We start from the raw sequence: 23,140 nt of genomic DNA on the forward strand, positions 1-23,140 counted from the left end.
CGCCCTAGTCGTCGGGAGAGTCGTAGGTGGGGTCGATGGACTCCGGGGAGAGGCCGAGCAGGTCGGCGACCTCCTCGACCACGACGTCGCGCACCAGACGGGCGCGGTCGCGTTCGTCGTCGCCACCACGGGCCTCGACCGGGCGGCGGTAGACCACGATCCGCGGCGGCCGGCCGTCGGCGGCCGGGATCAGGCGGCTCAGCGGGACCGTGTCGGCGTCCAGGGAGTTCGGCTCGATCGCCGGCACCTCCTCGACCGCGAACTCCACTCCGGCGAGTTGCCGGCTCCACCGCTGTTCGAGCCGGTGCGCCTCGTCGCGTACGAGCTCGTCGAACCGCTCGGCGCGCGTGCGTGAGATGGGCACCTCCGCCGGGGCGAGCGGCCCGCGCATGCCACGACCGCGGCGGTCACGACGGCGCGTGCCGGAGCCTCCTGTCACGCGTGATCGCACAACACCAGCATACGACCCGTGCCTCTTCACACGCCGATCGTACGGCCCGACCGTCGCCCCTGGTCACATCGTCTAGGACCAGGCATGACCCCGTGGTATCTTGCGATTTTGCCGTCTAGGAGGGGAAGGCAGCGCTGGCCAGACGTGCGTTGGTCACCGGCGTTACGGGACAGGACGGCCGCTACCTCGTAGATCATCTTCGCAGGTCCGGCTATGACGTTTACGGCCTCGTCCACCGGACGGCGGCAGAGTCGCTCTTATTCGAAGAGTCCGAACTCATCCGCTGCTACGGCAACATCCTCGATCAAGTCAGCCTGATCCGCGCGCTCGACGCCGCGCAACCCGACGAGGTCTACAACCTCGCCGCGGCCGAACCACCCAGTGTGCCCCTCGAAGCCGAACTCGCCATGCGGGTGAACGGGCTCGGGGTCCTCCAGATACTGGAGGCCGTCAGGATCGTCAACGGACTCTCCGCCTCGGGCGCGAAGCCGTCCGGGCAGACCCGGATCTTCCAGGCGTCATCCGCCGCGATGTTCGGCCGGCCCGACAAGGAGCCGCAGGACGAGAGCACGAAACTCGCGCCGGTCGACCCGTTCGGCTCCGCCAAGGCCTACGGCCACATGATGACCAGGACCTACCGCCACAAGTACGGGATGCACGCCTCGGCCGGGATCATGTTCAACCACGAATCCCCGAGGAGGAAGCCCCATCACTTCGCGCGGCATGTAGCGGCGGTCGCGGTGATGATCAGCCGTGGCGCCCGCAGGCACGTCTCCCTCAAGGATCTCGACCGGAGGGTGGAGTGGGGCTTCTCCGCCGATCACATGCGGGCGGCGCACGCCATCATCGGTCAGCCGGAGGCGGGCGACTATGTCGTGGGCGTCGGCGAGACCCACTCCTACCGGGAGTTCGTCGAACTCGCCTTCGCGCACGTCGGCCTGAACTGGGAGGAGCACGTCAGGCCGGCGCCGGGCCCGCCCACGTCATCCGGCGGCAAGGAGCTCCGCGCGGACGCGACGAAGGCGCTGACCCGTCTCGGCTGGCGCCACAGCACCTCTTTCGAGGAGCTCGTGATGTCGATGGTCGAGGCGGAGAGAGCACGCGTCTCCGCCTCGACCACGTGACCGGCTCAGCGCTCCTTGAGGGATTCGCCCACGATCTCCTGAGCCTCGGCGATCACCTGTTCGAGGTGCGTCTCGCTCTGGAAGCTCTCGGCGTAGATCTTGAAGACGTCTTCGGTGCCGGAGGGGCGAGCCGTGAACCACGCGGACTCGGTGCCGACGTAGACGCCTCCGATCGGCAGGTCGTTGCCCTTCGTCCTGGAGAACTTCTCCGTGATCGGCTCGCCGGCGAGCGTCGTCTCGCGAATGGAGTCGCCTGTCATCTTCGACAGGATCTGCTTGTCCTCCCTCGTCGCGATGGCGTCCTGGCGCGCGTAGTGCGGCTTGCCGAACTCCCGCGTCAGGTTGTCGTAATAGACGTTGGGCGAGTCGCCGGTGGCGGCCGTTATCTCGGCGGCCAGCAGCGCCATGACGATGCCGTCCTTGTCGGTCGTCCAGGTGCGCCCGTCGCGCCGTACGAAGGAGGCGCCGGCGCTTTCCTCGCCACCGAAAACGATGGACTCGTCCTCGAAATAGGGAACGAACCACTTGAAGCCGACCGGAACGTTGACCACCGTACGGCCGGCGGACTGAACCAGCCGGTCGATGAGCCTGGTGGTGACCAGTGTCTTGCCGATGGCGGCCTGTGCCGGCCAGTTGTTCCGGTGTTTGATGAGGTAGTCGACGGCCACCGTCAGGTAGTGATTGGGGTTGAGCAGACCGGCCTTGCCCGTGACGATTCCGTGCCGGTCCGCGTCGGCGTCGTTGCCGGTGGCGATGTCATAGTGGCTGCGCTCGTTGACGAGCGCCGACATCACGTACGGCGACGAACAGTCCATGCGGATCTTCTCATCCCAGTCGAGCGGGATGAAGCGGAATGTGGGGTCGATCTCCGGGTTGACCACCGTGAGATTCACGTTGTAGTGATCCGCGATCGCGGTCCAGTAGTCCAGGCTGGCGCCGCCGAGCGCATCGGCGCCGATGCGGATGTCCGAGCTCCGGATGACATCCATATCCAGAATGCTCGCCAGATCGCCGACATAGCGGGCCACGAAGTCGTAGTCGCCGATGTGGTCGGAATTGATCGCGCGCTCGTAGGGGATGCGCCTGACGCCGTCCAGCCCATTGGCGAGCAGAGAGTTGGCGCGCTTCTCCAGCCACCGGGTCACCGTGGAATCCGCCGGGCCGCCGTTCGGGCCGTTGTATTTGAAGCCGCCGTCGCCCGGGGGATTGTGGGAAGGCGTGATGACGACGCCGTCGGACCGCGACTTGCCGCCATTGCTGTTGTGGCTGAGGATCGCGTGCGATATCGCCGGAGTCGGGGTGAAGCGGTCGCTCACGTCCTTGAGAACGTGCACGCCGTTTGCCGCGAACACCTCCACCGCGGTCCTGAACGCGGGCACCGAAAGAGCGTGTGTGTCGAACCCGACGAAAATGGGTCCGTCAATACCTTGTTCTGCGCGGTAGTCACAGACGGCTTGACTTACAGCGAGGATGTGGTTTTCATTGAATGACCGGTTGAGTGATGATCCACGGTGGCCGGATGTGCCGAACTCAACGCTCTCACCAGCAACATGAACATCTGGTTGCTCGTCGTAATATGCGGATAGAACCTCGTTCACATCGATAAGGTCCGAGGGTTCAGCCGCCTGGCCGGCCCGTGAGTGCACTGCCATGTCATACCTCCATCTCCAGGCCAAGCATAGTGTCTGACGGCACGTTGGCCCGGACTGCGTGCTCCCCCGAGCGGCATGCTACCTGCCGCGGTCTCGCTCCTGATCCCAATCGAGGCGCTATGATATCCAGGCGTGATCGGTGCTCACGCCCGGCCCGGTCGGACAGTGATCAAACGCGAGCCTGATTTTCGGGTGAGAGAGGCCTCTCTTGACTGATTCACAAATATGGCCGTTCAATTTGCCGGGCTCCGGCAATGACGCTATTAGTTTGAGCACGGGGGATCTCGACCAGTCCCTGTTCCGTGAGTACGATATTCGCGGTCGGGTCAATGACGGCCGGCTCGATGACGTTTACCCGCTTAACGAGTTCAGCGCGAACCGGATCGGCCGTGCCTTCGGCTCCCTGCTGGTCGACCAGGGGATCTCCGAGGTCGTCGTGGGCTACGACGCGCGCAGCTATTCGGAGATGCTCGCCAACGCGGTCACCGTCGGCCTGCTCTCCACCGGTGTTGACGTCGTCTTCTTGGGGCTCGCCACCACTCCTTTGGTCTACTTCGCGCAGCACGAGCTCGGGGGCACCGCCGGAATCTGCGTGACGGCCAGCCACAACCCCAACGGCTGGTCGGGTTTCAAACTCTCCAACCGGCCGTCGGTCACTCTCGGACCCGAGGAGATCGCCGAAGTCGCCGATCGAGCGGCGAAGGGGAACTTCAGCCGTGGCCAAGGCCGTTATCGAGAGCAGTCGCTGACGGAGGCCTACGCGAATTACATCGCCTCCGCCCTCCCCGCACCTCGTCCTCTCAAGGTCGTGATCGACGGGGGAAACAGCATCGCCGGTCCGATCGCCGAGCTTGCCCTCAAAGGGGCCGGATACGACGTCATCACTCTCAACCGTGAGCTGGACTGGACCTTTCCCAATCACGAGCCCGATCCCGAGTCGACGGCGTCTCGCGCGCAGATTCAGGAGGCCGTGGTCAAGCACGGAGCGCATTGCGGAATCTCGTTCGACGGTGACGGCGACCGTCTCGGGGTGACGGATGGCGCCGGAAACATCGTCTGGGCGGACGCGATCCTGGCCCTTCTCGCCGAAGAGGTTCTGCGGCGCCGGCCGGGCGCTCCCATCGTGTACGACGTGAAATGCAGCAGAATGGTCACGGAGGTCATCGAGCGAGCGGGCGGCACTCCGGTCATGACGAAGACCGGCCACTCGCACATCAAGTCGAAGATGCGTGACGTCAAGGCGCCGTTCGCGGGAGAGCGCAGCGGCCACTTCTTCTTCGCGGACGGCTACCTGGGCTACGACGACGCCATCTACGCCGCGCTGCGCCTGCTCTCCGTCATCGGTGCCGATCAACGGGATTTCGCCACCATTGTCGCCGACCTTCCGCACTACGAGGGAACGCCGACGATGCACGCCGAATGCGCGGATTCCGACAAATATCGAGTGGTCGAGGACTTCGCGCGGTATGCGGAGTCGCTGAACCCTCGGGACATTGTTCGGATCAACGGTGTCCGTGTAGAATTCGACGACGGATGGCTGCTGGTCCGGGCCTCCTCGAACATGCCGGCGCTCGTCATACTCGCCGAGGCGAACAGCAGCAGTCGGCTGTTCGAGCTTTATCAGATGCTGCGTACCGGTCTCAGTCGTTCGCCCGAAGTGGGCTCCGACTGGCTGAATGATCCATGGAAGTAAGCGTTCTCCAGCAGACCCGACTTCGTTGAGGCGATGGCCGTGAGTACTGACTTCTTCGCACGAATTTCGGAGTTCGACCCAAAGATATCCAGCGCAACCTATCGGTCGGTCGGCGGCGAAGATGACGGAGACGTCTTCGACACCGCCGCCGTCGTGGTCACCGCGGCGATCGCCGCCGCGGCGGAGGCCGCCGCACGGTGCCCGACCGACGGTGAACTGTCGAGCACCAAACGCGCGATCGACGCGGCGGCGACCAACGCGGCGGAGGCGGTGTTCGCCGGAACGACCGCGGAGATCAACGTCACGGCGGGGGAGGGCGTCCGGGACGCCAGCCCCGGAGCGCAGACCGGGCAGGTCATCAACCGGGGAGGAGCCGCCGGCCGCTGGGACGGCATCTTCGACTACGTCGACGGCACCACGCTGGCGGCGCAGTCGCTGGCGGGTGCGCTCGCGCTCGGCGGCCTGGGCCAGGGCTTCCGGCCGGTGCCGGACCTGCAGGCGTACGCCATCCTCGCGCCGGTCGGGGCGCTGGACGGCTTCGACATCATGTCCAGTCCAGAAGATCACGCGGCCGAGGCGTTGAAACGCATCGCCGGTGCTCTGGACATGAAGGTCACCGACCTCGCGGTGGTGACGCATTCGGTGAACGGCCACCACCACCATGCCGGGCTGATCGAGCGGATGTCACAGTGCGCCGGCGAGGTGGTCGTTCCGCCGCACGTGTCGGTCGAGCCGCCGTACCTCCTCTCGCTGACCGGGTTGTCCCAGCCCCGAGTGCACGCCCTGATCGGCGCGATCGGGCTGACCGAGCTGGCGTTCGCGGCGGCCCTGCTCGATCTGGTCGCACCCCACTACGAGTTCGTCTTCCGCCCGGCCTCGATCGCGGGGCAGCGGCGAGAGCAGGGCGAGACCCTCGGGCCGCTGTTCAAGTTCACCGACGAGGAGGTCGGCGAACTCGCCGAGGCCGGCTGGGCGACGGACCGTCAGTACCTGAGCTCCGACATCGTGCCCAGAGGGTCGGCGGAGGCCGCCGCGATCTTCGCCGTGACGGAGAATGACGCGCTGTCGCTGCCCCGGCCGGCACGCACCGGAGACAAGACGGTCTCCTCCGGTCTCCTCCTGCGCCCGGACCGACGAGTCGGCCGGGTGACCATCACCAGGAGCGCCTGAACCCACCGCTCACAGCAGACCCAGATGCTGCAGTCCCAGGAGCCCCGAGTCGACGTCGGTCATCCTGCCTTCGCGTAGCGCGCGCCGTAGGTCGTCGATGGTGACGAGTACTACACGCGTCACCTCGGGGTCGAGGTCGGATGGCGCCGACGCGAGCACGCAATCCGTCGCCGTGAAGCAGTACTTCTTGGCCGAGGAGTAGGCGTCCAGGTAGCAAGTGGCATGGAGCTCGACCGATCCCCGGTAACCGGTCTCCTCCAGGAGTTCGCGCTCGGCGGCCGTCGACGGAGTCTCGTTCTCATCGATGAAACCGCCGGGCAGCTCACGGAGCAGATCTCCTGGGCCGGGGCGATACTGCTCCACCATTATCACCCGCTGTTCGCGGGTGAGCGCGACGATGCTGACCGTCGGCCGGGCCACCGAGATGTAGTAGATGGCCTCGCTGCCATCCGGCAGGAGATAGCCCACCTGGTCGAGTCCCCGGCCGAAGGCCCGGAACACCGGTTCGCGCGAGGTCTCCACCCACCTCTCGGAAGCAGGCGGTGGTGCGTCCACTAGTGTCCCCTCTTCGCCAACGCGTCGTGCAGGGCCTGTACGACCGTCTTCGTGTCCTCTTCCGGCATGTGGCTCCAGGTGGGCAGCCAGGCGGTGGACGCGGAGACCTCGGCGGCCACCGGGCAGGGCAGCCGAACGCCGTCCGCGTACAGCGGCAGCTCCGGCAGCGACGGCCAGATGGCCCTGGCGTCGATGCCGCCCGACCTCAGCTCGCCGACCAGCTCGTCGCGGTCCGGAACGGTGACGGGGTGAAGCCAGCACGAATACCGTGCCCACGGCGCGATCGGCCGGTGGCCGACGGCGTCATCGGCGATGGAGGAGCGATAGCGATCGGCCACCGCATTTCTCCGCGCGGTCAACTCGTCCCATCGTTCGAGCTGTGCCGCACCGATCGCCGCGGTGACGTTCGTCATCCGCATGTTGTGGCCGACGACTTCATGCCAGTAACGCCGCTCTGGCCGCATGCCGTGGTTGGCGATGATCCGCATGCGGTCGGCGAGTTCGTCGTCATCGGTGCCGGCGCACCCGCCCTCCCCGGTGCTGATCGTCTTGTTCGAGTGGAAGCTGAAGATCGAGATATTCCCGAAGGAGCCGGTGGGAGATCCTTTGTACCCGGCGCCGTGGGCCTGGGCGGCGTCCTCGATGAGAGGTACCCCGAGTTCGCTCAGCCTGTCGAAGTCACACGGATGCCCGAGCAGGTCGACCGCGATGATCGCTCTGGTCCGGTCCGTGACGAGCGACGCGGCGAGCGCGGGATCGATCGTCCAGTCCTGAGGAGTGATGTCGCACATCACCGGGGTCGCGCCGACGGTGCGCACCGTCGCCGCGGGAGAGACGAACGTCAGCGCCGGGACGATCACCTCATCGCCGGGGCCGACGCCCAGCGCGCGAAGCGCCAGCTCCAGCGCCGCCGTCCCGCTGCTGACCGCGAGCACGTGCCGGCGCCCGGTAAGCCGCGCGATGCCGCGCTGAAATCGATCGAGATAGGGGCCGCTGCCGGAAATCCATCCCGAACTCATCGCATCACTGACGAATGCGGATTCGAGGGCGCCGATTGACGGTGATGACAGTGGTATGCGCATTACTCCCGCGTCTTCCAGATCCAGCCGACGACCGCCAGAACGATGATGATGAGTCCGATGCTGGTGGACAGGCGCCACCAGCTGTCCTTGGAAATCCAGTCGCCGAACTGCTGTACCAGACCGGGAATGCCGACGACCGCCAGGGCGACCGCGAGGACCGCGAGGAACGTGTTGGTGCGGGCCTGGGTCTCCTGCTCGCGGATCTGCACGAGCGCGCGCGCCATCGTGCCGGCTTTTTCCATGTCGCCGGACAGCGTCTGCATCGTTTCGCTTATGCCGCGGAGCGTGTCTATACGGTCGTTGAGGACCCTGTTGCGCGGCTCAATGAGTTTTCCGCGGAATCTGGCGAGACGGTCGATCAGTGAAAGGTGCTGCAACTGCGTGCGGGAGAAGGTGCCGTGCTCAACCGCGCTCATGCCTTCGCGCTGAGTGAAGTCGGCCATGACGTCGTTGTACCGGTTTGCGAGGTCCTCGGCCACGGCCGAGCGTAAAGCCATGGTGCTCCATACGAAGATGGAAGACGAATCATATCCATAGTTCTGCAGCCGAAACCGGGACCTGTCTCGGAAGAACGCGGGAAGATGTCCGATCTCGAGGCAGCATGCGCTGTTCGCGAACACCATATGATCGTCCAGGAAGCGGAAGCCGGTGCTCACCTCATGGAAGACGAGTTCCGGGCCGCGCTGCAGCCACAGTCCGTCATGGAGGATATGATCGGACGGGTACCCCAGAATCGCGGATATCTCCCAGGCGTATTTGCGCGATTCATAAATACCGGCATACATCTCGTCCGGGTCTCGGTGGGCCGTGCCGGTGAGGTCCCAGATCTGCACGGCAAGGCAGTTGTGCAGCATCCACGTCTGGGCTATGTCGTCGGCCTTGAGCAGGCCGTTCTTGACCAGCGCGCCGGCGACCTGTGCGGCCAGCTCCGCGCTCGTGTCCATCCGCGTGATGCCGCGTATCGCGGCAAGGCATTGTGACATCCCGAGAGGGGATTCGATCGCGATGCTGGGCAGCCCGTCATTTCGCGGAGTGGATATCACGAAGGGGACGGCGGAGACGAAGTAGTCGCCCGACTGGGAGATCACCGACTGGCTGAGCCCGGTGCCCGGTGTCGCGCCGATGGTGTCGGCGATGGCCGCCGGAAGGTCGCCGGCCGGATAATACCTGCTGTAGATGAGCTCGCTTCCGCTGCTCACCTTGTCGCTGTAGCCGTATCCGAAGTCGTCGTCGACATCTTCGAAGATGTCGTCCGCCTGTATATCGGCGGACTTCAGGCGATGTGCGAAGTAGGCGACGATCGTCATGCCGCTTATTTGCAGGCTCTCGGCGCCCGGGGGAGGCGGAACCTCACCCGCCGACCCAAAGATCGACGTCGCATACTCCATGCGTCTCTCCCCTGAGCCCCGCGCGGCTTCGCCGGACATGCTTTCCTGTCCGTACAAGTCCTCGTATGAAAGATTCTACATCTAATAGCGAAATTCAAGGTCGTGTGTGTAATCTCCGGCGCGTCCGTGTCGCTGTGGGCCGTTGCGGCATTGCCCGCCGATCGCCTGCCGGCGAGATAGTGCGAGGTAGAAGACGGTGCAGGCGTCACATGAGGGCTCGCTGGTCGTCGTGGGGGCGAGGGGTGGGGCGAGCCGCGATGAGGCACCCGCCCAAGACACGGCGGCGATGGTGGTGGCGGTGGTCGTGGGCGCGCGGTACGGTCTGCCATTGTGAGCCTCGTCCGGATTTGCTCCCGCACAGCGTGCAAGGAGCCCGCAGTCTTTACGCTCACGTACGTCTACCGTGACTCTACGGCGGTTCTGGGGCCCCTCGCGGCCTACGCGGAGCCCCACTGCTACGACCTGTGCGTCGATCACGCGGAGAGGCTGACCGCGCCGATGGGCTGGGAGCTCGTGCGGCTTCCGGCCGAGCCCGACTCCACCTGCACGACCGATGACCTGGAGGCCCTCGCGGACGCCGTCCGGGAGGCCGCCCGTCCGGTGAAGCGCGAGGAGCCCGTGGGTCAGGCCGTCGAGGTCGGCCGTCGCGGCCACCTCCGGATGCTGCGATCCGAGTCGCCGGGGCCGAGGAACGCCAGCGAGAGTTGACGCGGGAGGAACAGCTGCCGGGCGGTCGTGCCAGATGCCGCGCCCAGTAAGCTTCCTATGCTGGAAGACCAGGCATTCCACCCGATGTAACGGCTGATGATCGTCATTTTGGCGGGTCAGTCCCTAAGGAGAGTCCGTGAACATCGACTCCTGGCTGTTGGAGATCCTCGCGTGCCCCAACTGCAAGGGCGAGCTGAGGTCCGACGAGGCGGCGGAGGAGCTCGTCTGCACCGGCACGTGCAAGTACGCCTACCCGGTTCGCGACGACATCCCGGTCCTGCTGGTGGACGAGGCCAGGACGCCTGCATGACGCGAGCCGCGTCCGTCCCGGGGGCGACCCCCCGGTATATCGGAGGGCCGGCGCGACGATGAGTTTTCCCGAGCCCGACTACGGCCGTCTCGACGATCCCGAGGCACTGGCCGAGGCGGACCCGGGCGAGATGCTGCGTCATGTCGCTTCGGCGGCCGCACAGGTCCGTGAGGCGCGCCTGCTCGCCACCGAGGCGGGGGTCGACCGTGTCGCCGCGGGCGGGCGGCCGCGGGCCGTGGTGATCGTCGGCATGGGCGCGTCCGGCATCGTCGGCGACCTGATCGACGCCGTCTGCGGCCTGGGCTGTCCCGTTCCGGTGACGACCGTCCGCGGACACCGGCTGCCCGGCTGGGTCGGCGTCGCCGATCTCGTCATCGCCGTCTCGCGCTCCGGCTCGACCGAGGAGACCCTCGGGCTGGTGGCCGATGCCGCACGGCGCGGATGCCGGCTGCTGTGCGTCGGGGCCGGCGGCTCGCCGCTCGCCGACATGGCCCTACAGGCCGGTGGGCTGTTCGTGCCGGCGCCGGCCGCCGCGCGGTCGCGGGCGGCGCTGTGGGGCCTGGCCGTGCCGCCCCTGCTCGCCCTCGACATTCTCGGCCTGACCGTCGTACGGCCCGAGGTGCTCGAACGCACCGCCGAGCGGTTGGAGGAGATGAGCCACCTGTGCCGCCCGGCCAGCGAGTCGTTCGTCAACCCCGGCAAGCAGACCGCGCTGGAGATCGCTGGGTCGATCCCGGTCATCTGGGGCACGTCGCCGCTGACCGGCGTGGTGGCGCGGCGGTTCGCCGCCCAGCTCGCCACCGACGCCAAGTACCCGGCCATTCCCGGCGAGCTGCCCGAGGCCGGGCACGGCCAGGTGGTGGTCTTCGACGGCCCCTTCGCGACGAGGGCCGGCTCCGCGGAGACCGGTGAGGATGACTTCTTCCGCGACCGCGTCGACGAACCGGAGACCACGCGGCTGTGCCTGGTCGTCGTGCGCGACACCGACGAGCATCCGCAGGTGACGCGGCGGCGGGAGGCGTCCGCCGAGCTCGCGGCCGAACGCGGTGTGACGGTCACCGAGCTGACCGCCCGCGGCGAGCATCCGCTCGAACGCCTGGCCGGCCTCATCGCCCACGCGGACTACGCGAGCGTCTACCTCGCGCTGGCCCTCGGAACCGACCCGACCCCCCTGCCAGCCATCCAGGAACTCGAAGTGAGGATCTCATGAACGCCCAGGAACGATCTTGAGCGCCGAAGGCGGAAGCAAGGCGATCATCGCCGCACTGGGAGCCAACCTCGGCATCGCGGTGGCCAAGCTCGTGGCGTTCGCGTTCACCGGATCGGCCTCGATGATGGCCGAGGGCGTGCACTCGATCGCCGACTCCGGCAACCAGGGACTGCTCATCCTCGGCCGCAACCGGTCCCAGCGAGCCGAGACGAGCCGGCACCCGTTCGGGTACGGCCGCGAGCGCTTCTTCTACGCCTTCGTCGTCGCCGTCGTGCTGTTCACCGTGGGCGCGCTGTTCTCGCTGTACGAGGGCTGGCACAAGGTCAGGGATCCGCACGACATCGAGGACCCCCTGTGGGCGTTCGGCGTCCTGGTCCTCGGCATCCTGCTGGAGGGCTTCTCCTTCCGTACGGCGGTGAAGGAGTCGAACCGCACCCGCGGCGAGCAGAGCTGGGTGTCCTACATCCGCCGGGCCCGCGCGCCGGAGCTGCCGGTCGTGATCCTGGAGGACTTCGCGGCCCTGATCGGCCTCGTCGTCGCCCTCGCGTGCGTCGCCCTCGCGGTGGTCACCGGCAACGGCGTCTGGGACGGCGTGGGCTCGATCGTCATCGGCGTGCTGCTCGCGTTCGTCGCCGTCGTGCTGGCGGTGGAGACCAAGAGCATGCTCATCGGCGAGTCCGCGGTGGGCGAGATCGAAAAGCGGATCACCACCGAGCTGGAGTCGGTCGAGGAGATCGACCGGGTCATCCACCTGCGCACCCTGCACACCGGCCCGGAAGAACTCCTCGTCGCGGTGAAGGTCGCGGTCACCTCGGACGACACCGCGGCGGAGGTGGCACGGGGCATCGACGCGGCGGAGAAGCGCATCCGCGAGGCGGTGCCGATGGCCCGCCACATCTACATCGAACCCGACCTCGACCGCGCCCGTACGACACCGGAGAGCACCGCCGAGACCCCCTGACGCCGTCCGGTGCCGCGACGAGTGCGCGGAATGGCGAGTGAGCGTGCCCGCCTACCTCAACGAGTCGAACGGGCAGGTGCACGCGAGGCTGATCAGCCGCGAGGGCGCGATCACGGGGTCGGTCGCCAAGCTCCAGACGTCGGGCTACGACGACTTCCGCAACGCTCCGTACGCCTGGAGCAGGACGGTCGGCGACACCACGCACGGCGACGGGAGCACGTACGTCAACACCGATGACGTGAGCTACTCCTACCCGGGCGCCGACTGGTGGTGGCGGGGATGCGGCTACATCGGCTCGGGCAGCCACTGCACGTACGCCTTCACCTTCGCCTACAGCACGGGCATCGGCTGGAAGATCCGCTACTTCAACGGCTACGGGATCTACGACTGGAACGGCTAGACGCCGCCCGCGGGACCCGCTCGATCTCCGCCCACACCTGCCGGCCCTGGCTCCACAGCCGGGCTCGCAGCCGTTGGATCCGTCGTCCCCTGACGAAGAGGACCGCCCCGATCGGGGTGAACACCACGCCCAGCCCGCCGACGATCAGCGGGGCGAGGAACGCCGACCAGCATGACGCGATCCGCGCGTCGGACGGATCGTCGGGGTCGTGGGCGACGGGCACGCCGTCGCCTTCCTCGTACGCCGGCGGGTCGCTGCCGGTGGAGCTCTGAAACGAGTACGACCTGCCGTCGACGGCGAACCACCGGCACGCCCTGTAGTGCCGGCGGAGGGCTCAGGGCGCGTAGCCGTGCAGGAAGACGCGGGCGCCGGCGGTGGCGAGCTCCGCGACGTCGGCGTCGGAGATCGGGAAGACGCCGCGGTAGTTGCGGCTCTCCACCTCGGCCGCGGCGAGTGTGGCCAGGTGGAACGCGGCGCGTTCGGGGTCGGCGACGCGCAGCAGGCCGCGGTCGGCCAGCTCCTCCAGGCGCCGCGCCAGCTCGCGCCGCACGCGGCGCGGGCCGGCCTCCTGCCAGGCGTTCAGCACCGCCGGCGGCAGGTGCCCGACCTCGGCCCTGATCTGCTGCACCAGGGCGAAGTGGTCGGCGAACTCCGGCGTCGGCCGGGCCCAGGCGCAGGCGAAGCCGATGATCGCGGACTCGACGTCGGTGACCTCGCCCAGATGCGCCTCGATCAGCGCGATCTGTGACTCGGCGACCTCTGTCGCGCTGCTCTGGATGACCTCTTCGAACAACCGGGCCTTGTCGCCGAAGTGGTTGTAGAGAGTGCGGGTGGACACGTCCGCCGCCGCCGCGATCGTGTCGATGCTCGCCCGCGTGTAGCCCTCGCGGGCGAAGGTGACCCGGGCGCCATCGAGGATCGCCCGGCGCTTGTCGGGGGATCGCCGGGACCGCCCCGGAGCCGTGTCCGTGCCGCTCATGCCGCTGATCCTAACCGATGTACAACGGCCGTTGTAACATTACAGTACAACGTGTACTTTACCTTTCGATCCCGCAAGCGACATCGGAGGACCGTCCATGACCAGGATCGCGATCATCACTGGCAGCACCCGCCCGCGCCGACGCGCCCCGATGGTGGCCGCGTGGGTGCGCGACGTCGCCGAACGCCACATCGACACGGCCGACTTCGAGGTCGTCGACCTCGCCGCGTTCGACCTGCCGCTGCTCGACGAGGAGGTGCCCGCCGCGATCGGCGAGTACACGGGCGAGCACACGCGTCGCTGGGCCGAGGCCATCGCCGGTTTCGACGGCTTCGTCTTCGTCACCCCGGAGTACAACCACTCCGTCCCGGCGGCGCTGAAGAACGCCATCGACTACCTGTTCGCCGAGTGGGGCGACAAGGCCGCCGGGTTCGTCGGCTACGGCCTGCACGGCGGCACCCGTGCGGTGGAGCACCTGCGCCTCACGCTCGCCGAGGTCAAGGTCGCCGGCGTACGGACCACGGTGGCGCTGTCGCTGTTCCAGGACTTCACGATCACCGACATGGCCGAGCCCGGCGCGTTCACCCCCGGCGACCACCAGGAGCCGACGCTCGCCCGGATGCTCGACGAGGTCGTCGCCTGGTCGGCCGCGCTGGCGCCGCTCCGGGCCGGGCGGGTGGCGGCATGACGACCGTGGCGGCGCCCGCGGAGGAGCGCATCGGCCGGCCGGTCTGGCGGCTGGCGCTGGTCATCGTGTTCGGCGCGTTCGCGTCCGGGCTCGACGGCTCACTGACCAACATCGGGCTGGACACCATCGGCGCCGACCTGCACGCCGGGCTGGACGAGACCCAGTGGGTGGCCACCGGCTACCTGGTCGCCCTCGCCGTCTCGCTGCCGCTGTGCGGCTGGCTCGGGCGGCGGCTCGGGCCGGGACGGCTGTGGCTGATGGCGCTCGTGGCGTTCACCGCGGCCTCCGGGCTGTGCGCCGCCGCGCCGAGCATCGGCTGGCTGATCGCACTGCGCGTCGCGCAGGGCCTGGCCGCCGGACTGCTGGTGCCCGCCGGGCAGACGGTCATCGGCCAGGCGGTCGGCGCCCACCGTCTCGGCCGGGTGATGTCCACGCTGGGCATCGCGGTCGCGCTGGCGCCCGCGCTCGGACCCGTCGTCGGCGGGCTCGTGCTGCACGCGCTGTCGTGGCCGTGGCTCTTCCTGATCAACCTGCCGATCGGCGCGGTCGGGCTGGCGCTCGGCCTGCGGTACGTGCCGCGCGGAGACCGCGGAGCCGCGGGCCCGCTCGACCGGCGGGGCTTCGCCTTGATCGGCGGCGGGCTTCCGCTCCTGGTGTACGCGCTGACGAGGTGGGGTTCGGCCGGCACTCCGGCCGCGCCCTCGGTCGCGATCCCGCTCGTGCTGGGCGTCGCGGGTCTGGCCGCGTTCGTGCTGCGGACCCGCCGGCGGGAGCACCCGCTGATGGACCTCGGGCTCTACCGCCGGCCGGTGTACGTCGCGGCCAGCGGCGCCTCGGCGCTCAGCGGTGCGCTGATGTTCGGCACCGCGCTGGTCTTCCCGTTGTACTTCCAGATCCTGCACCACGACCGGGTGGTCGACACGGGGCTGCGGATGCTGGCGCTCGGTCTGGGCACCGCGGTGATCCTGCCGGTCGCCGGGCGGCTCACCGACCGTTACGGCGGCGGCCTGGTCGCCTCCTGGGGCGGCGTGGCCGCGGTGGCGGTGATGGTGGTGTTCCTGCTGTTCGGCGCGGACGCCGACGCCGATCCGGTGCTGGTCGAGGCGCTGCTGGTGCTGCTGGGCATGGCGGTCGCGGCGACCGCGGTGCCCCCCGGCATCGCCGCCTACCAGGCCGTACCGCCCGACCGGCTTCCCGACGCCACCACCCAGGTCAACATCGTGCAGCGGATCGGCGGCGCGCTCGGCGGCTCCCTGTACGCGGTGGCGCTGGCGAACGCCCTGCCCGGCGGCGGCGAGCACGCCTTCCGCGTCGTGTTCGGATGGCTCACCGGCTCGGCCGTGCTCGCCCTGCTCTGCTCACAGTGGCTGCGCATCGCCCTGCGCCGCGCCGGCTAGCCGTCGCCGCCCGGCGTGACCAGGCCGGACTCGTACGCCAGGACGACGGCCTGGGCGCGGTCGCGCAGGCCCAGCTTGGTGAACACGCGGGCGACGTGGGTCTTCACCGTGTGCTCGCTGACCACCAGGCGTTCGGCGATCTCGCCGTTCGACAGGCCGCCGGCGATCAGGCCGAGGACCTCGGTCTCGCGGGCGGTGAGGTTCTCCAGTTCCGGGGCGCGCTGCGGCCGGGCGCGCCGCTGCCGGGCGAACTCCCGGATCAGCCGTCCCGTCACCTGCGGGGCCAGCAGGGCGTCGCCGCGCGCCACCACGCGTACCGCCGAGACGAGGTCGTCCGCGGTGGAGTCCTTGAGCAGGAATCCGCTCGCCCCGGCCGACAGCGCGTCGTAGACGTACTCGTCGACGTCGAACGTCGTCAGCACGAGCACCCGGGTTCCGCCGTTCGCCGGGTCGGCGAGGATTCGCCGGGTCGCGTCGATCCCGTCCATGCCGGGCATGCGGATGTCCATCAGGACGACGTCCGGGCGGTGAGCTTCGGTGAGGCGTACGGCCTCACGGCCGTCACCGCCCTGCGCGACGACGTCGATGTCGGGCTGGGCGGCGAGGAGTGCGGCGAAGCCGGCGCGCACGATCGTCTGGTCGTCGGCGATCAGCACTCGGATCATGAACGCCGATTCTGGCCTACCGGAAGCTCGGCCTGCACGGCGAATCCGCCCTCTGCGCGCGGACCTGCGGCGAAGCGGCCACCGAGCAGCGTCGCACGCTCGCGCATCCCGACGAGCCCGTGTCCCATCGCCTTCGTGCGGTTCTCCACCCTCGTGACGGGCACGGGCGACCCGTCGTCGGTCACGCGGACGGCGAGCCGGTCGCCGAGGTAGTCCAGCTCGACCCGCACCCGCGATCCGGGCGCGTGCCGCCGGGCGTTCGTCAGCGCCTCCTGGACGATGCGGTACGCCGACAGCTCGATGGTGGTCGACAGGGGCCGTACGGCGCCGTTGACCCTGAGCTGGGCCTCTCCGCCGGCGCCGCGGTGACTGTCGATGAGCTCGTTCAGCCGGTCGAGGCGCGGCTGCGGCGTCACCTCGGCGGGTTCGGCGTTCGGCTCGGCGCGCAGCACGCTGAGCAGCCGGCGCATCTCCTCCAGCGCCTCGCGGGCCGCGCCGGCGATCTCGGCGAAGCCGTTCTTGGCCTCCGGCGACAGCGTCTGCATCGTGTACGGCGCGGTCTCCGCCTGCACGGCGATCATCGAGACCGAGTGCGCGACGACGTCGTGCAGCTCCCGCGCGATCCGGGCGCGTTCGCGCAGCACCGCCTGCTCGCGCTGCACGGCGTTCAGCCGGGTCAGGGTCTCGCTGTTGCGCTCGCGCTCCTCGTCCATGCTGGCCTCGGCGGTCTCCACCGTACGGCGCGCGTCGCCCAGCCCGAGGGCGGCGACGACGGCGACGAGAGAGGCTGGCCAGGGGATGCCGTCGAGGCTGCCGGAGGCGACGTAGACGACGCCGACGGCGACGACGCTGCCCACGCCGAGCACGCCGGTGGACTGGCGCGGCAGCTGCTGGGCCAGCAGGAACAGCGTGTACAGCCCGGCGAAGGCCGTCGTCGCGAGCAGCGGCTGTCCCGACAGCAGGCTCGCGGCGAGGGCGCCGAGCGTGATGGCCGCGGCCGGGCGCAGCGACTCCCGGCGGAACATCAGCGGCACGGTCGAGGCGAGCGCGAACCCGCCGAGGAGGCTGACCGCCTGCCGGTGGTGCAGCGGGATCTCGAACAGCGCGGCCAGCGCGAGCACGGCCCCGGTGACCGGCCCGTACCACCAGGACCTGCCGAACCGCCGCCAGGCGTGCAACCAGCGCAGTAGTGGAGGCGTGTGCGGCGTGGGCGCCGCCGCGCCGGGCCGGGCGTACATCGTCCCGCCGGGCGCACGGTGGGAGGGATCGGGCGGCGTGCTCCGGCCGTACAGGGACGCGACCAGGCGGCCCGTGAGCGGCTTGAGCAGGCGGCCGATGCCGGTCAGGATCCACAACAGCACCTGACCCACGGCGGTGACCACCTGGGCGGCCAGACGCCACGCTGCGGGGCCGGCTTCTTGGAGAAACTCAGGTTTGTCGCTAGCCACCCTTTATCTTCACCTCCCGAGGCCGGTGCTCGCCTCACCGTACGGAGCGATTTACCCCTCCCTGAGACCGGGGCGGTGTCCACCTGGAGGACGATGCGAGGTCCCTCCCACAGGGGGACGCGTAGGCGGGGGTGGGCGGCGTAGCTTTTTGAGCGTGACAAGGGCGCCGCGTCTCCGTACTAGGGGGTCCGGAGACGTCGGCCCCTGGTCCGCCATCCGACCTTCGGGGGTTCGGATGGCGGCCGGTCTCCCTCGCCGGGTGGCCGTCGACCGTCCGAGGTCTCCCGCGGGCACTCCCCGTGGACGGCATGATCGGGCACACCATGGGCTGGGGTCTCCCCGATCCGGCCACCCAGGCGAGGGCCCTTTGTGTTCTACCGCCGGCCGCGGAGCAGGCGCAGGGCCTTCTCCTTCTCGAAGTCGAGCGCGCGTGCCGGCGGGGGCGACAGACGCCCGATGCGCTCGCCCAGCTCTCGCACCGCCGCCCGGACGTCCGGCTCGGCCAGCACGCGCAGCCCGAAGGCGAGCTCTCCCGGGCTGATGTCGTACCGCTTCTCCAGCGTCAGCGCGAGGGCCACCGCCCGCAGCTCGTCGTCGCCGAAACGCCGGTGCCCGCGGGGCTCACGGACCGGAGGCAGCAGGCCGAGGGCTTCGCGGTAGCGGAGCATGCGGGGCGAGGTACCGAGCCGCTGGGCGGCCTCCGTGATGCGCATGAGGCCTATTCTGACAAATCAGTGTCAGATACCGCGCCCGGGCCGTGCACCGCTCGACGCACCGCACCTAGACTCGGTCGTGAAACCGAATCCAGGGGAGTAAACCAAGCATGGACTACAAGGTCGCCGATCTGTCGCTGGCGGCGTTCGGCCGCAGGGAGATCAAGCTCGCCGAGCACGAGATGCCGGGCCTGATGGCCGTCCGTGAGGAGTACGCCGAGTCCAAGCCGCTGCGCGGGGCGAAGATCATGGGCTCGTTGCACATGACGATCCAGACCGCCGTGCTGATCGAGACCCTGGTCGAGCTGGGCGCCGACGTCCGCTGGGTGAGCTGCAACATCTTCTCCACCCAGGACCACGCCGCCGCCGCGGTCGTCGTCGGCCCGGACGGCACCACCGACGACCCGCAGGGCGTCCCGGTGTTCGCCTGGAAGGGCGAGACGCTGGAGGAGTACTGGTGGTGCACCGACCAGGCCCTCGCCTGGCCCGATGGCACCGGCCCCAACATGATCCTCGACGACGGCGGTGACGCGACGCTGCTGGTGCACAAGGGCGCCGAGTACGAGAAGGCCGGTGCCGTGCCCTCGGCGTCGGAGGACGACCCGGAGGAGTGGAAGGTCATCCTGGACCTGCTCCGCCGTACGGTCGACGGCTCGGGGCGCTGGACGAAGACCGCCGAGCGGATCAAGGGCGTGACCGAGGAGACCACGACCGGCGTCCACCGGCTGTACGAGATGGCCAAGGCGGGCACGCTCGCGTTCCCGGCGATCAACGTCAACGACTCGGTGACCAAGTCCAAGTTCGACAACAAGTACGGCTGCCGGCACAGCGTGATCGACGGTCTCAACCGCGCCACCGACGTGCTCATCGGCGGCAAGGTCGCGGTCGTGTGCGGCTACGGCGACGTCGGCAAGGGCTGCGCGGACGCGCTGCGCGGCCAGGGCGCCCGGGTCATCGTCACCGAGATCGACCCGATCTGCGCGCTCCAGGCGGCGATGGACGGCTTCCAGGTCACCACGCTCGACGACGTGGTGGCGATCGCGGACATCTTCGTGACGACGACGGGCAACTTCAACATCATCACCGCCGACCACATGGCGCGGATGAAGCACCAGGCGATCGTCAGCAACATCGGCCACTTCGACAACGAGATCGACATGGCCGGCCTGGCGAAGATCCCCGGCATCAAGAAGGAAGAGGTCAAGCCGCAGGTCCACACCTGGACCTTCGAGGACGGCCACTCCATCATCGTGCTGGCCGAGGGCCGCCTGATGAACCTCGGCTGCGCCACCGGCCACCCGTCGTTCGTGATGTCGAACTCCTTCACCAACCAGGTGATCGCCCAGATCGAGCTGTTCACCAAGACGGAGGACTACCCGATCGGGGTCTACACCCTGCCCAAGCACCTGGACGAGAAGGTCGCCCGCCTGCACCTGGACGCGCTCGGCGTCAAGCTGACCACGCTCACCAAGGAGCAGGCCGCCTACATCGGCGTCGACGTCGAGGGCCCGTACAAGTCGGACCACTACCGGTACTGACCTCGATTCAGCGATGAAGTCAGACGTGACGGACCCCGGGCTCGCCGAGTCCGGGGTCCGGCGTATCGAGTGGGCCGACCGTTCGATGCCGGTGTTGCGGCGCATCCGCGAGCGGTTCGCCGCCGACCGCCCGCTGGACGGCATGAAGGTCGCGGCGTGCATGCACGTCACCACCGAGACCGCGAACCTCATCCGCACGCTCCAGGCCGGCGGGGCCGAGGTCGCGCTCGCGGCGTCCAACCCGCTGTCGACGCAGGACGACACGGCGGCCGCGCTCGTGGAGGAGTACGGCGCGGCCGTCTTCGCCCGGCAGGGCGTCGACCGCGACGGCTACTACCGGCACATCCACCAGGCGCTGTCGATCGGGCCGGACCTGGTGCTGGACGACGGCTGCGACCTGGTCAACACGCTGCACACCGAGCGCCTCGACCTGGCCGCCGGCGTACGCGGGGGGTGCGAGGAGACCACGACCGGCGTCATCCGGCTGCACCAGATGGCCCGCGAGGACGCCCTGCGCTTCCCGATGGTGGCGGTCAACGACACCGACACGAAGCACATGTTCGACAACCGGTACGGCACGGGCCAGTCCACCCTGGACGGCATCATCCGCGCGACGAACACCCTGCTCGCCGGCAAGACGATCGTCATCGCGGGCTTCGGCTACTGCGGCCGCGGCCTGGCCGAACGCGCCCGCGGCATGGGCGGCCGCGTCGTCGTCACCGAGATCGACCCGGTCAAGGCGCTGGACGCGGCCCTGCAGGGCTTCCGGGTGCAGCCGATGTCCCAGGCCGCCGAGGACGGCGACGTGTTCATCACCGTCACCGGGAACACCGACGTGATCCGCGCCGAGCACTTCGCCCGTATGAAGGACGGCGCGATCCTCGCCAACTCCGGCCACTTCGACGTGGAGGTCGACGTACGGGCCCTCGCCGACCTGGCGGTGGAGGTCCGCCACGAGGTACGCCCGCAGGCGGACGAGTACGTCCTGGCCGACGGGCGGCGCCTGGTGCTGCTCGCCGAGGGCCGGCTGGTGAACCTGGCGGCGGCCGAGGGCCACCCGGCCGCCGTGATGGACATGTCGTTCGCCGACCAGGCGCTCACGTGCGAGTGGCTGGTCACCCAGGATCTGGCCCCGGGCGTGTACGAGGTGCCGGAGGCGATCGACACGGAGGTCGCCCGGCTCAAGCTGATCTCGATGGACATCGAGATCGACGCCCTGACCCCGGACCAGGAGGTCTACCTGTCGTCCTGGCGCCGCGGCTCCTGAGCGGCCGCCGACGGCATGTGTGGTACGGCGGCTCCCGGGTCGTGACCGGCGAAGACCAGCCCGATGACGAACCCCGCGACCTCCTCCAGCTGGCGGGCTCGGTCGAGCCCTCCCAGCACGGCCGGTGCGCCGCCGACCGCGCGTGCGAGCTCGCCGACGACCTCCAGCGCCGCCGGGTCGTCGCCGCACATCGCCACGGTGACGGCCGTTTCGCCCGGTCCCGTCCACTGGTCGGAGGGGAAGAGATGGAAGGCCTTGACGACGTGTGCCCCCGGAGCCAGGCCCGCGATCCGCTCCGCCATCGACTCCCCGGGCCCGGTGAGCAGTGCGCCGACTCCGTGGTCGACGGGGTTCGTGGGATCGATCAGCGGCGTGCCCGCCAGCGAGCCGTCGGCGGCGCCCACGGCCCGCAGCATGTCCTCGACGCCGTCCCAGGCGACGGCGAGCAGCACCGCGTCGCGCCCGGTGACCACCTCCCGCGGCTCGGCCGCGCGTACGTCCGGGCCGAGCCGGTCCGCGAGGTCCCGCGCCTTGGCGGGTGACCGGCCGCCGACCACGATCTCGTGTCCCGCCCGCGCCCAGCCCTCGGCGAGTGCCGCCGCCAGCGTTCCCGTTCCCAGGATTCCGATCCGCATCGTCGTTTCCCTTCCTCGTTGATCGTCCGGCGGCCACGGTAAGGAAGGCGACGCGCACCGATCGGTGCGTATCGCGTGCGCGATGATGGTGGGCGAGATGAGCGAAGCCCACTGCTACCAGATGGTCGCCGACTGCCGCCTGCGGGCGGCCACCGACCTGTTCGCCCACACCTGGGATCCCGTCGTCCTGGCGGCCCTTCAGTCCGGGCCGCGCCGGCGCCGCGAGCTGAGGGCCGCGATCGGAGGCATCAGCGACAAGGTCATGACCGAGACGTTGCACCGCCTGTCCGGCAACGGCCTGATCGACCGTCGGACCTACGCCGAGGCCCCGCCGCGCGTCGAGTACGGCCTGACGGCCCTCGGGCGCAGCCTGGTCGACGGCCCGATGAGAGCGCTCGGGGACTGGCTGACCGAGCACGGCGACGAGCTCCTCGACGCCCAAGAACGCTCCGCGCTCGAGGGCCTGTCTCGAAGTCCCCGTCCGTAGCGAGCGCCGCGCAGTAGGACAGCGGGGCTTCGAGACAGGCCCTAGATTGGGGCCATGCCGCACGGAACGTACGTTCATGAGTCGCAGGTCGAGGAGAGGTTCTCCTGCGCTCCGGACGGAGGAGGCTGGCGCTACACCGCCGAACGCTCCGACGGCGGCACCATCGAGCTGATCGCCGACGGACGCTGGCGGCCGGCCCGGCTCCAGGTGACCTCCGGCGAGCACGTGCTGCGCGGCGGCGCGGCAGGCGCCGAGCTGCTGTGGGTCACCGGGGGCCGGGAGGGCTCCGCGCGCGCCACCGGGTTCGTCGGTGACTCGCCGGGGCTGCTCGTCGCCGTCGCGCGCTCGCTTGGCCTGACCGAGGGGGAGCGGGCCGACGTGCGCCTCCTGATGCTCACCGAGCCAGCGCTCGCCGTCCGTACGGTGCCGCAGCGCTGGGCGCTCACCGAGATCACCTGGCACGAGGCCGACGAGGGCCGGCTACCGGTCGAACGCTACGAGATCACCGATCTGGAGACCGGGGAGATCTCGGAGTGCTACCTCGCCGGCGACGTCGTCGTGGCCGCCTCCGGGATCGAGCTGGCCGGGCTGGACGACCCGCCGAACTTCGCCTGACCGG

The 23,140-nt window shown here is 69.2% G+C and carries 24 protein-coding genes and 1 pseudogene; 14 read left to right on the forward strand and 11 right to left on the reverse strand.

Features of this window, described 5'->3' with window-relative positions:
- Positions 1 to 4: 4 nt before the first annotated feature.
- Complete coding sequence (locus tag QSK37_RS25855) at positions 5 to 391, reverse strand: metallopeptidase family protein (protein WP_285579151.1); 387 nt, start codon at positions 389 to 391, stop codon at positions 5 to 7.
- A gap of 209 nt (positions 392 to 600) precedes the next feature.
- On the opposite strand from QSK37_RS25855, the gene QSK37_RS25860 reads away from it, so the two are divergent.
- Positions 601 to 1,575 carry a GDP-mannose 4,6-dehydratase gene (locus QSK37_RS25860; protein WP_285625786.1) on the forward strand — a complete coding sequence of 325 codons (975 nt, stop codon included), beginning with the start codon at positions 601 to 603 and terminating at the stop codon, positions 1,573 to 1,575.
- Between the two features lie 5 nt (positions 1,576 to 1,580).
- On the opposite strand, the gene pgm is transcribed toward QSK37_RS25860, so the two are convergent.
- The gene (gene pgm, locus QSK37_RS25865; protein WP_285625789.1) at positions 1,581 to 3,227 is read right to left on the reverse strand and encodes a phosphoglucomutase (alpha-D-glucose-1,6-bisphosphate-dependent); all 1,647 of its coding nucleotides are present in this window, start codon (positions 3,225 to 3,227) and stop codon (positions 1,581 to 1,583) included.
- Between the two features lie 268 nt (positions 3,228 to 3,495).
- Between pgm and QSK37_RS25870 the strand changes: the two genes are divergently transcribed.
- Both QSK37_RS25870 and QSK37_RS25875 read left to right on the forward strand, forming a co-directional pair.
- Positions 3,496 to 4,920 carry a phosphomannomutase/phosphoglucomutase gene (locus QSK37_RS25870; protein WP_285625792.1) on the forward strand — a complete coding sequence of 475 codons (1,425 nt, stop codon included), beginning with the start codon at positions 3,496 to 3,498 and terminating at the stop codon, positions 4,918 to 4,920.
- Between the two features lie 39 nt (positions 4,921 to 4,959).
- Entirely contained in the window at positions 4,960 to 6,090 is a 1,131-nt protein-coding gene (locus QSK37_RS25875; RefSeq protein ID WP_285625794.1) for a fructose-bisphosphatase class II, read from the forward strand.
- A gap of 9 nt (positions 6,091 to 6,099) precedes the next feature.
- On the opposite strand, the gene QSK37_RS25880 is transcribed toward QSK37_RS25875, so the two are convergent.
- The 3 genes from QSK37_RS25880 to QSK37_RS25890 are packed head-to-tail and all read right to left on the reverse strand — an operon-like array spanning position 6,100 to position 9,115.
- The gene (locus QSK37_RS25880) at positions 6,100 to 6,612 is read right to left on the reverse strand and encodes an NUDIX hydrolase (protein WP_285625797.1); all 513 of its coding nucleotides are present in this window, start codon (positions 6,610 to 6,612) and stop codon (positions 6,100 to 6,102) included.
- Between the two features lie 32 nt (positions 6,613 to 6,644).
- On the reverse strand, positions 6,645 to 7,805 hold the full coding sequence (locus QSK37_RS25885) for a DegT/DnrJ/EryC1/StrS family aminotransferase (protein ID WP_285625800.1): 1,161 nt from the start codon (positions 7,803 to 7,805) through the stop codon (positions 6,645 to 6,647).
- Positions 7,727 to 9,115, reverse strand: a complete 1,389-nt coding sequence (locus QSK37_RS25890) for a basic helix-loop-helix domain-containing protein (RefSeq protein WP_285625802.1) — start codon at positions 9,113 to 9,115, stop codon at positions 7,727 to 7,729. Before QSK37_RS25890 ends, QSK37_RS25885 begins: the two co-directional genes overlap by 79 nt.
- A gap of 330 nt (positions 9,116 to 9,445) precedes the next feature.
- Here QSK37_RS25890 and QSK37_RS25895 point away from each other — a divergent pair, with 330 nt between their 5' ends.
- The 5 genes from QSK37_RS25895 (at position 9,446) to QSK37_RS25915 (ending at position 12,704) form a co-directional block, all read left to right on the forward strand.
- Positions 9,446 to 9,823, forward strand: a complete 378-nt coding sequence (locus QSK37_RS25895; protein WP_285579137.1) for a DUF3499 domain-containing protein — start codon at positions 9,446 to 9,448, stop codon at positions 9,821 to 9,823.
- Positions 9,824 to 9,959: 136 nt separating this feature from the next.
- Entirely contained in the window at positions 9,960 to 10,133 is a 174-nt protein-coding gene (locus tag QSK37_RS25900; protein WP_285579135.1) for a Trm112 family protein, read from the forward strand.
- A gap of 58 nt (positions 10,134 to 10,191) precedes the next feature.
- On the forward strand, positions 10,192 to 11,343 hold the full coding sequence (locus QSK37_RS25905) for an SIS domain-containing protein (protein ID WP_285625805.1): 1,152 nt from the start codon (positions 10,192 to 10,194) through the stop codon (positions 11,341 to 11,343).
- 16 nt (positions 11,344 to 11,359) lie between these two features.
- A complete protein-coding gene (locus QSK37_RS25910) occupies positions 11,360 to 12,304 on the forward strand; it encodes a cation diffusion facilitator family transporter (RefSeq protein WP_285625806.1) in 945 nt (314 codons plus the stop codon).
- Between the two features lie 37 nt (positions 12,305 to 12,341).
- On the forward strand, positions 12,342 to 12,704 hold the full coding sequence (locus QSK37_RS25915) for a hypothetical protein (RefSeq protein ID WP_285625809.1): 363 nt from the start codon (positions 12,342 to 12,344) through the stop codon (positions 12,702 to 12,704).
- Here QSK37_RS25915 and QSK37_RS25920 read toward each other — a convergent pair.
- Positions 12,670 to 13,017 (reverse strand): annotated as a pseudogene (locus QSK37_RS25920) (DUF3592 domain-containing protein); the annotation flags it as partial. The gene QSK37_RS25915 and the pseudogene QSK37_RS25920 sit on opposite strands and share 35 nt — an antisense overlap.
- A gap of 21 nt (positions 13,018 to 13,038) precedes the next feature.
- A complete protein-coding gene (locus QSK37_RS25925; protein ID WP_285625812.1) occupies positions 13,039 to 13,683 on the reverse strand; it encodes a TetR/AcrR family transcriptional regulator in 645 nt (214 codons plus the stop codon).
- Positions 13,684 to 13,780: 97 nt separating this feature from the next.
- Here QSK37_RS25925 and QSK37_RS25930 point away from each other — a divergent pair, with 97 nt between their 5' ends.
- Positions 13,781 to 14,371: an NADPH-dependent FMN reductase gene (locus tag QSK37_RS25930; RefSeq protein WP_285625815.1), complete on the forward strand. Its 591-nt coding sequence runs from the start codon at positions 13,781 to 13,783 to the stop codon at positions 14,369 to 14,371.
- Positions 14,368 to 15,768: a DHA2 family efflux MFS transporter permease subunit gene (locus tag QSK37_RS25935; RefSeq protein ID WP_285625818.1), complete on the forward strand. Its 1,401-nt coding sequence runs from the start codon at positions 14,368 to 14,370 to the stop codon at positions 15,766 to 15,768. Before QSK37_RS25930 ends, QSK37_RS25935 begins: the two co-directional genes overlap by 4 nt.
- Here the strand turns inward: QSK37_RS25935 and QSK37_RS25940 are convergent.
- From QSK37_RS25940 to QSK37_RS25950, 3 genes are all read right to left on the reverse strand, one after another.
- Positions 15,765 to 16,433 (reverse strand): response regulator transcription factor, encoded by a 669-nt coding sequence (locus QSK37_RS25940; protein WP_285625821.1) that lies wholly within the window; start codon positions 16,431 to 16,433, stop codon positions 15,765 to 15,767. The two genes, QSK37_RS25935 and QSK37_RS25940, sit on opposite strands and share 4 nt — an antisense overlap.
- The gene (locus QSK37_RS25945) at positions 16,430 to 17,803 is read right to left on the reverse strand and encodes a sensor histidine kinase (RefSeq protein WP_285625825.1); all 1,374 of its coding nucleotides are present in this window, start codon (positions 17,801 to 17,803) and stop codon (positions 16,430 to 16,432) included. Before QSK37_RS25945 ends, QSK37_RS25940 begins: the two co-directional genes overlap by 4 nt.
- Before the next feature lie 452 nt (positions 17,804 to 18,255).
- Complete coding sequence (locus tag QSK37_RS25950; protein ID WP_285579119.1) at positions 18,256 to 18,594, reverse strand: MerR family DNA-binding transcriptional regulator; 339 nt, start codon at positions 18,592 to 18,594, stop codon at positions 18,256 to 18,258.
- 110 nt (positions 18,595 to 18,704) lie between these two features.
- On the opposite strand from QSK37_RS25950, the gene ahcY (QSK37_RS25955) reads away from it, so the two are divergent.
- Together ahcY (QSK37_RS25955) and ahcY (QSK37_RS25960) are read left to right on the forward strand one after the other, a co-directional pair.
- The gene (ahcY, locus tag QSK37_RS25955; RefSeq protein ID WP_285625828.1) at positions 18,705 to 20,132 is read left to right on the forward strand and encodes an adenosylhomocysteinase; all 1,428 of its coding nucleotides are present in this window, start codon (positions 18,705 to 18,707) and stop codon (positions 20,130 to 20,132) included.
- Positions 20,133 to 20,145: 13 nt separating this feature from the next.
- Complete coding sequence (gene ahcY, locus QSK37_RS25960; RefSeq protein ID WP_285625831.1) at positions 20,146 to 21,399, forward strand: adenosylhomocysteinase; 1,254 nt, start codon at positions 20,146 to 20,148, stop codon at positions 21,397 to 21,399.
- Here ahcY (QSK37_RS25960) and QSK37_RS25965 read toward each other — a convergent pair.
- Complete coding sequence (locus QSK37_RS25965) at positions 21,369 to 22,133, reverse strand: NADPH-dependent F420 reductase (RefSeq protein WP_432705604.1); 765 nt, start codon at positions 22,131 to 22,133, stop codon at positions 21,369 to 21,371. The genes ahcY (QSK37_RS25960) and QSK37_RS25965 overlap by 31 nt on opposite strands.
- Between QSK37_RS25965 and QSK37_RS25970 the strand changes: the two genes are divergently transcribed.
- Positions 22,132 to 22,521 (forward strand): winged helix-turn-helix transcriptional regulator, encoded by a 390-nt coding sequence (locus QSK37_RS25970; RefSeq protein WP_285625834.1) that lies wholly within the window; start codon positions 22,132 to 22,134, stop codon positions 22,519 to 22,521. The genes QSK37_RS25965 and QSK37_RS25970 overlap by 2 nt on opposite strands.
- A gap of 54 nt (positions 22,522 to 22,575) precedes the next feature.
- Positions 22,576 to 23,136 (forward strand): hypothetical protein, encoded by a 561-nt coding sequence (locus tag QSK37_RS25975; protein ID WP_285625837.1) that lies wholly within the window; start codon positions 22,576 to 22,578, stop codon positions 23,134 to 23,136.
- The last annotated feature ends 4 nt before the right edge of the window (positions 23,137 to 23,140 follow it).

Origin of the sequence: Actinoallomurus iriomotensis (assembly GCF_030269445.1) — a bacterium.
Taxonomy (GTDB): Bacteria; Actinomycetota; Actinomycetes; order Streptosporangiales; family Streptosporangiaceae; genus Actinoallomurus; species Actinoallomurus iriomotensis.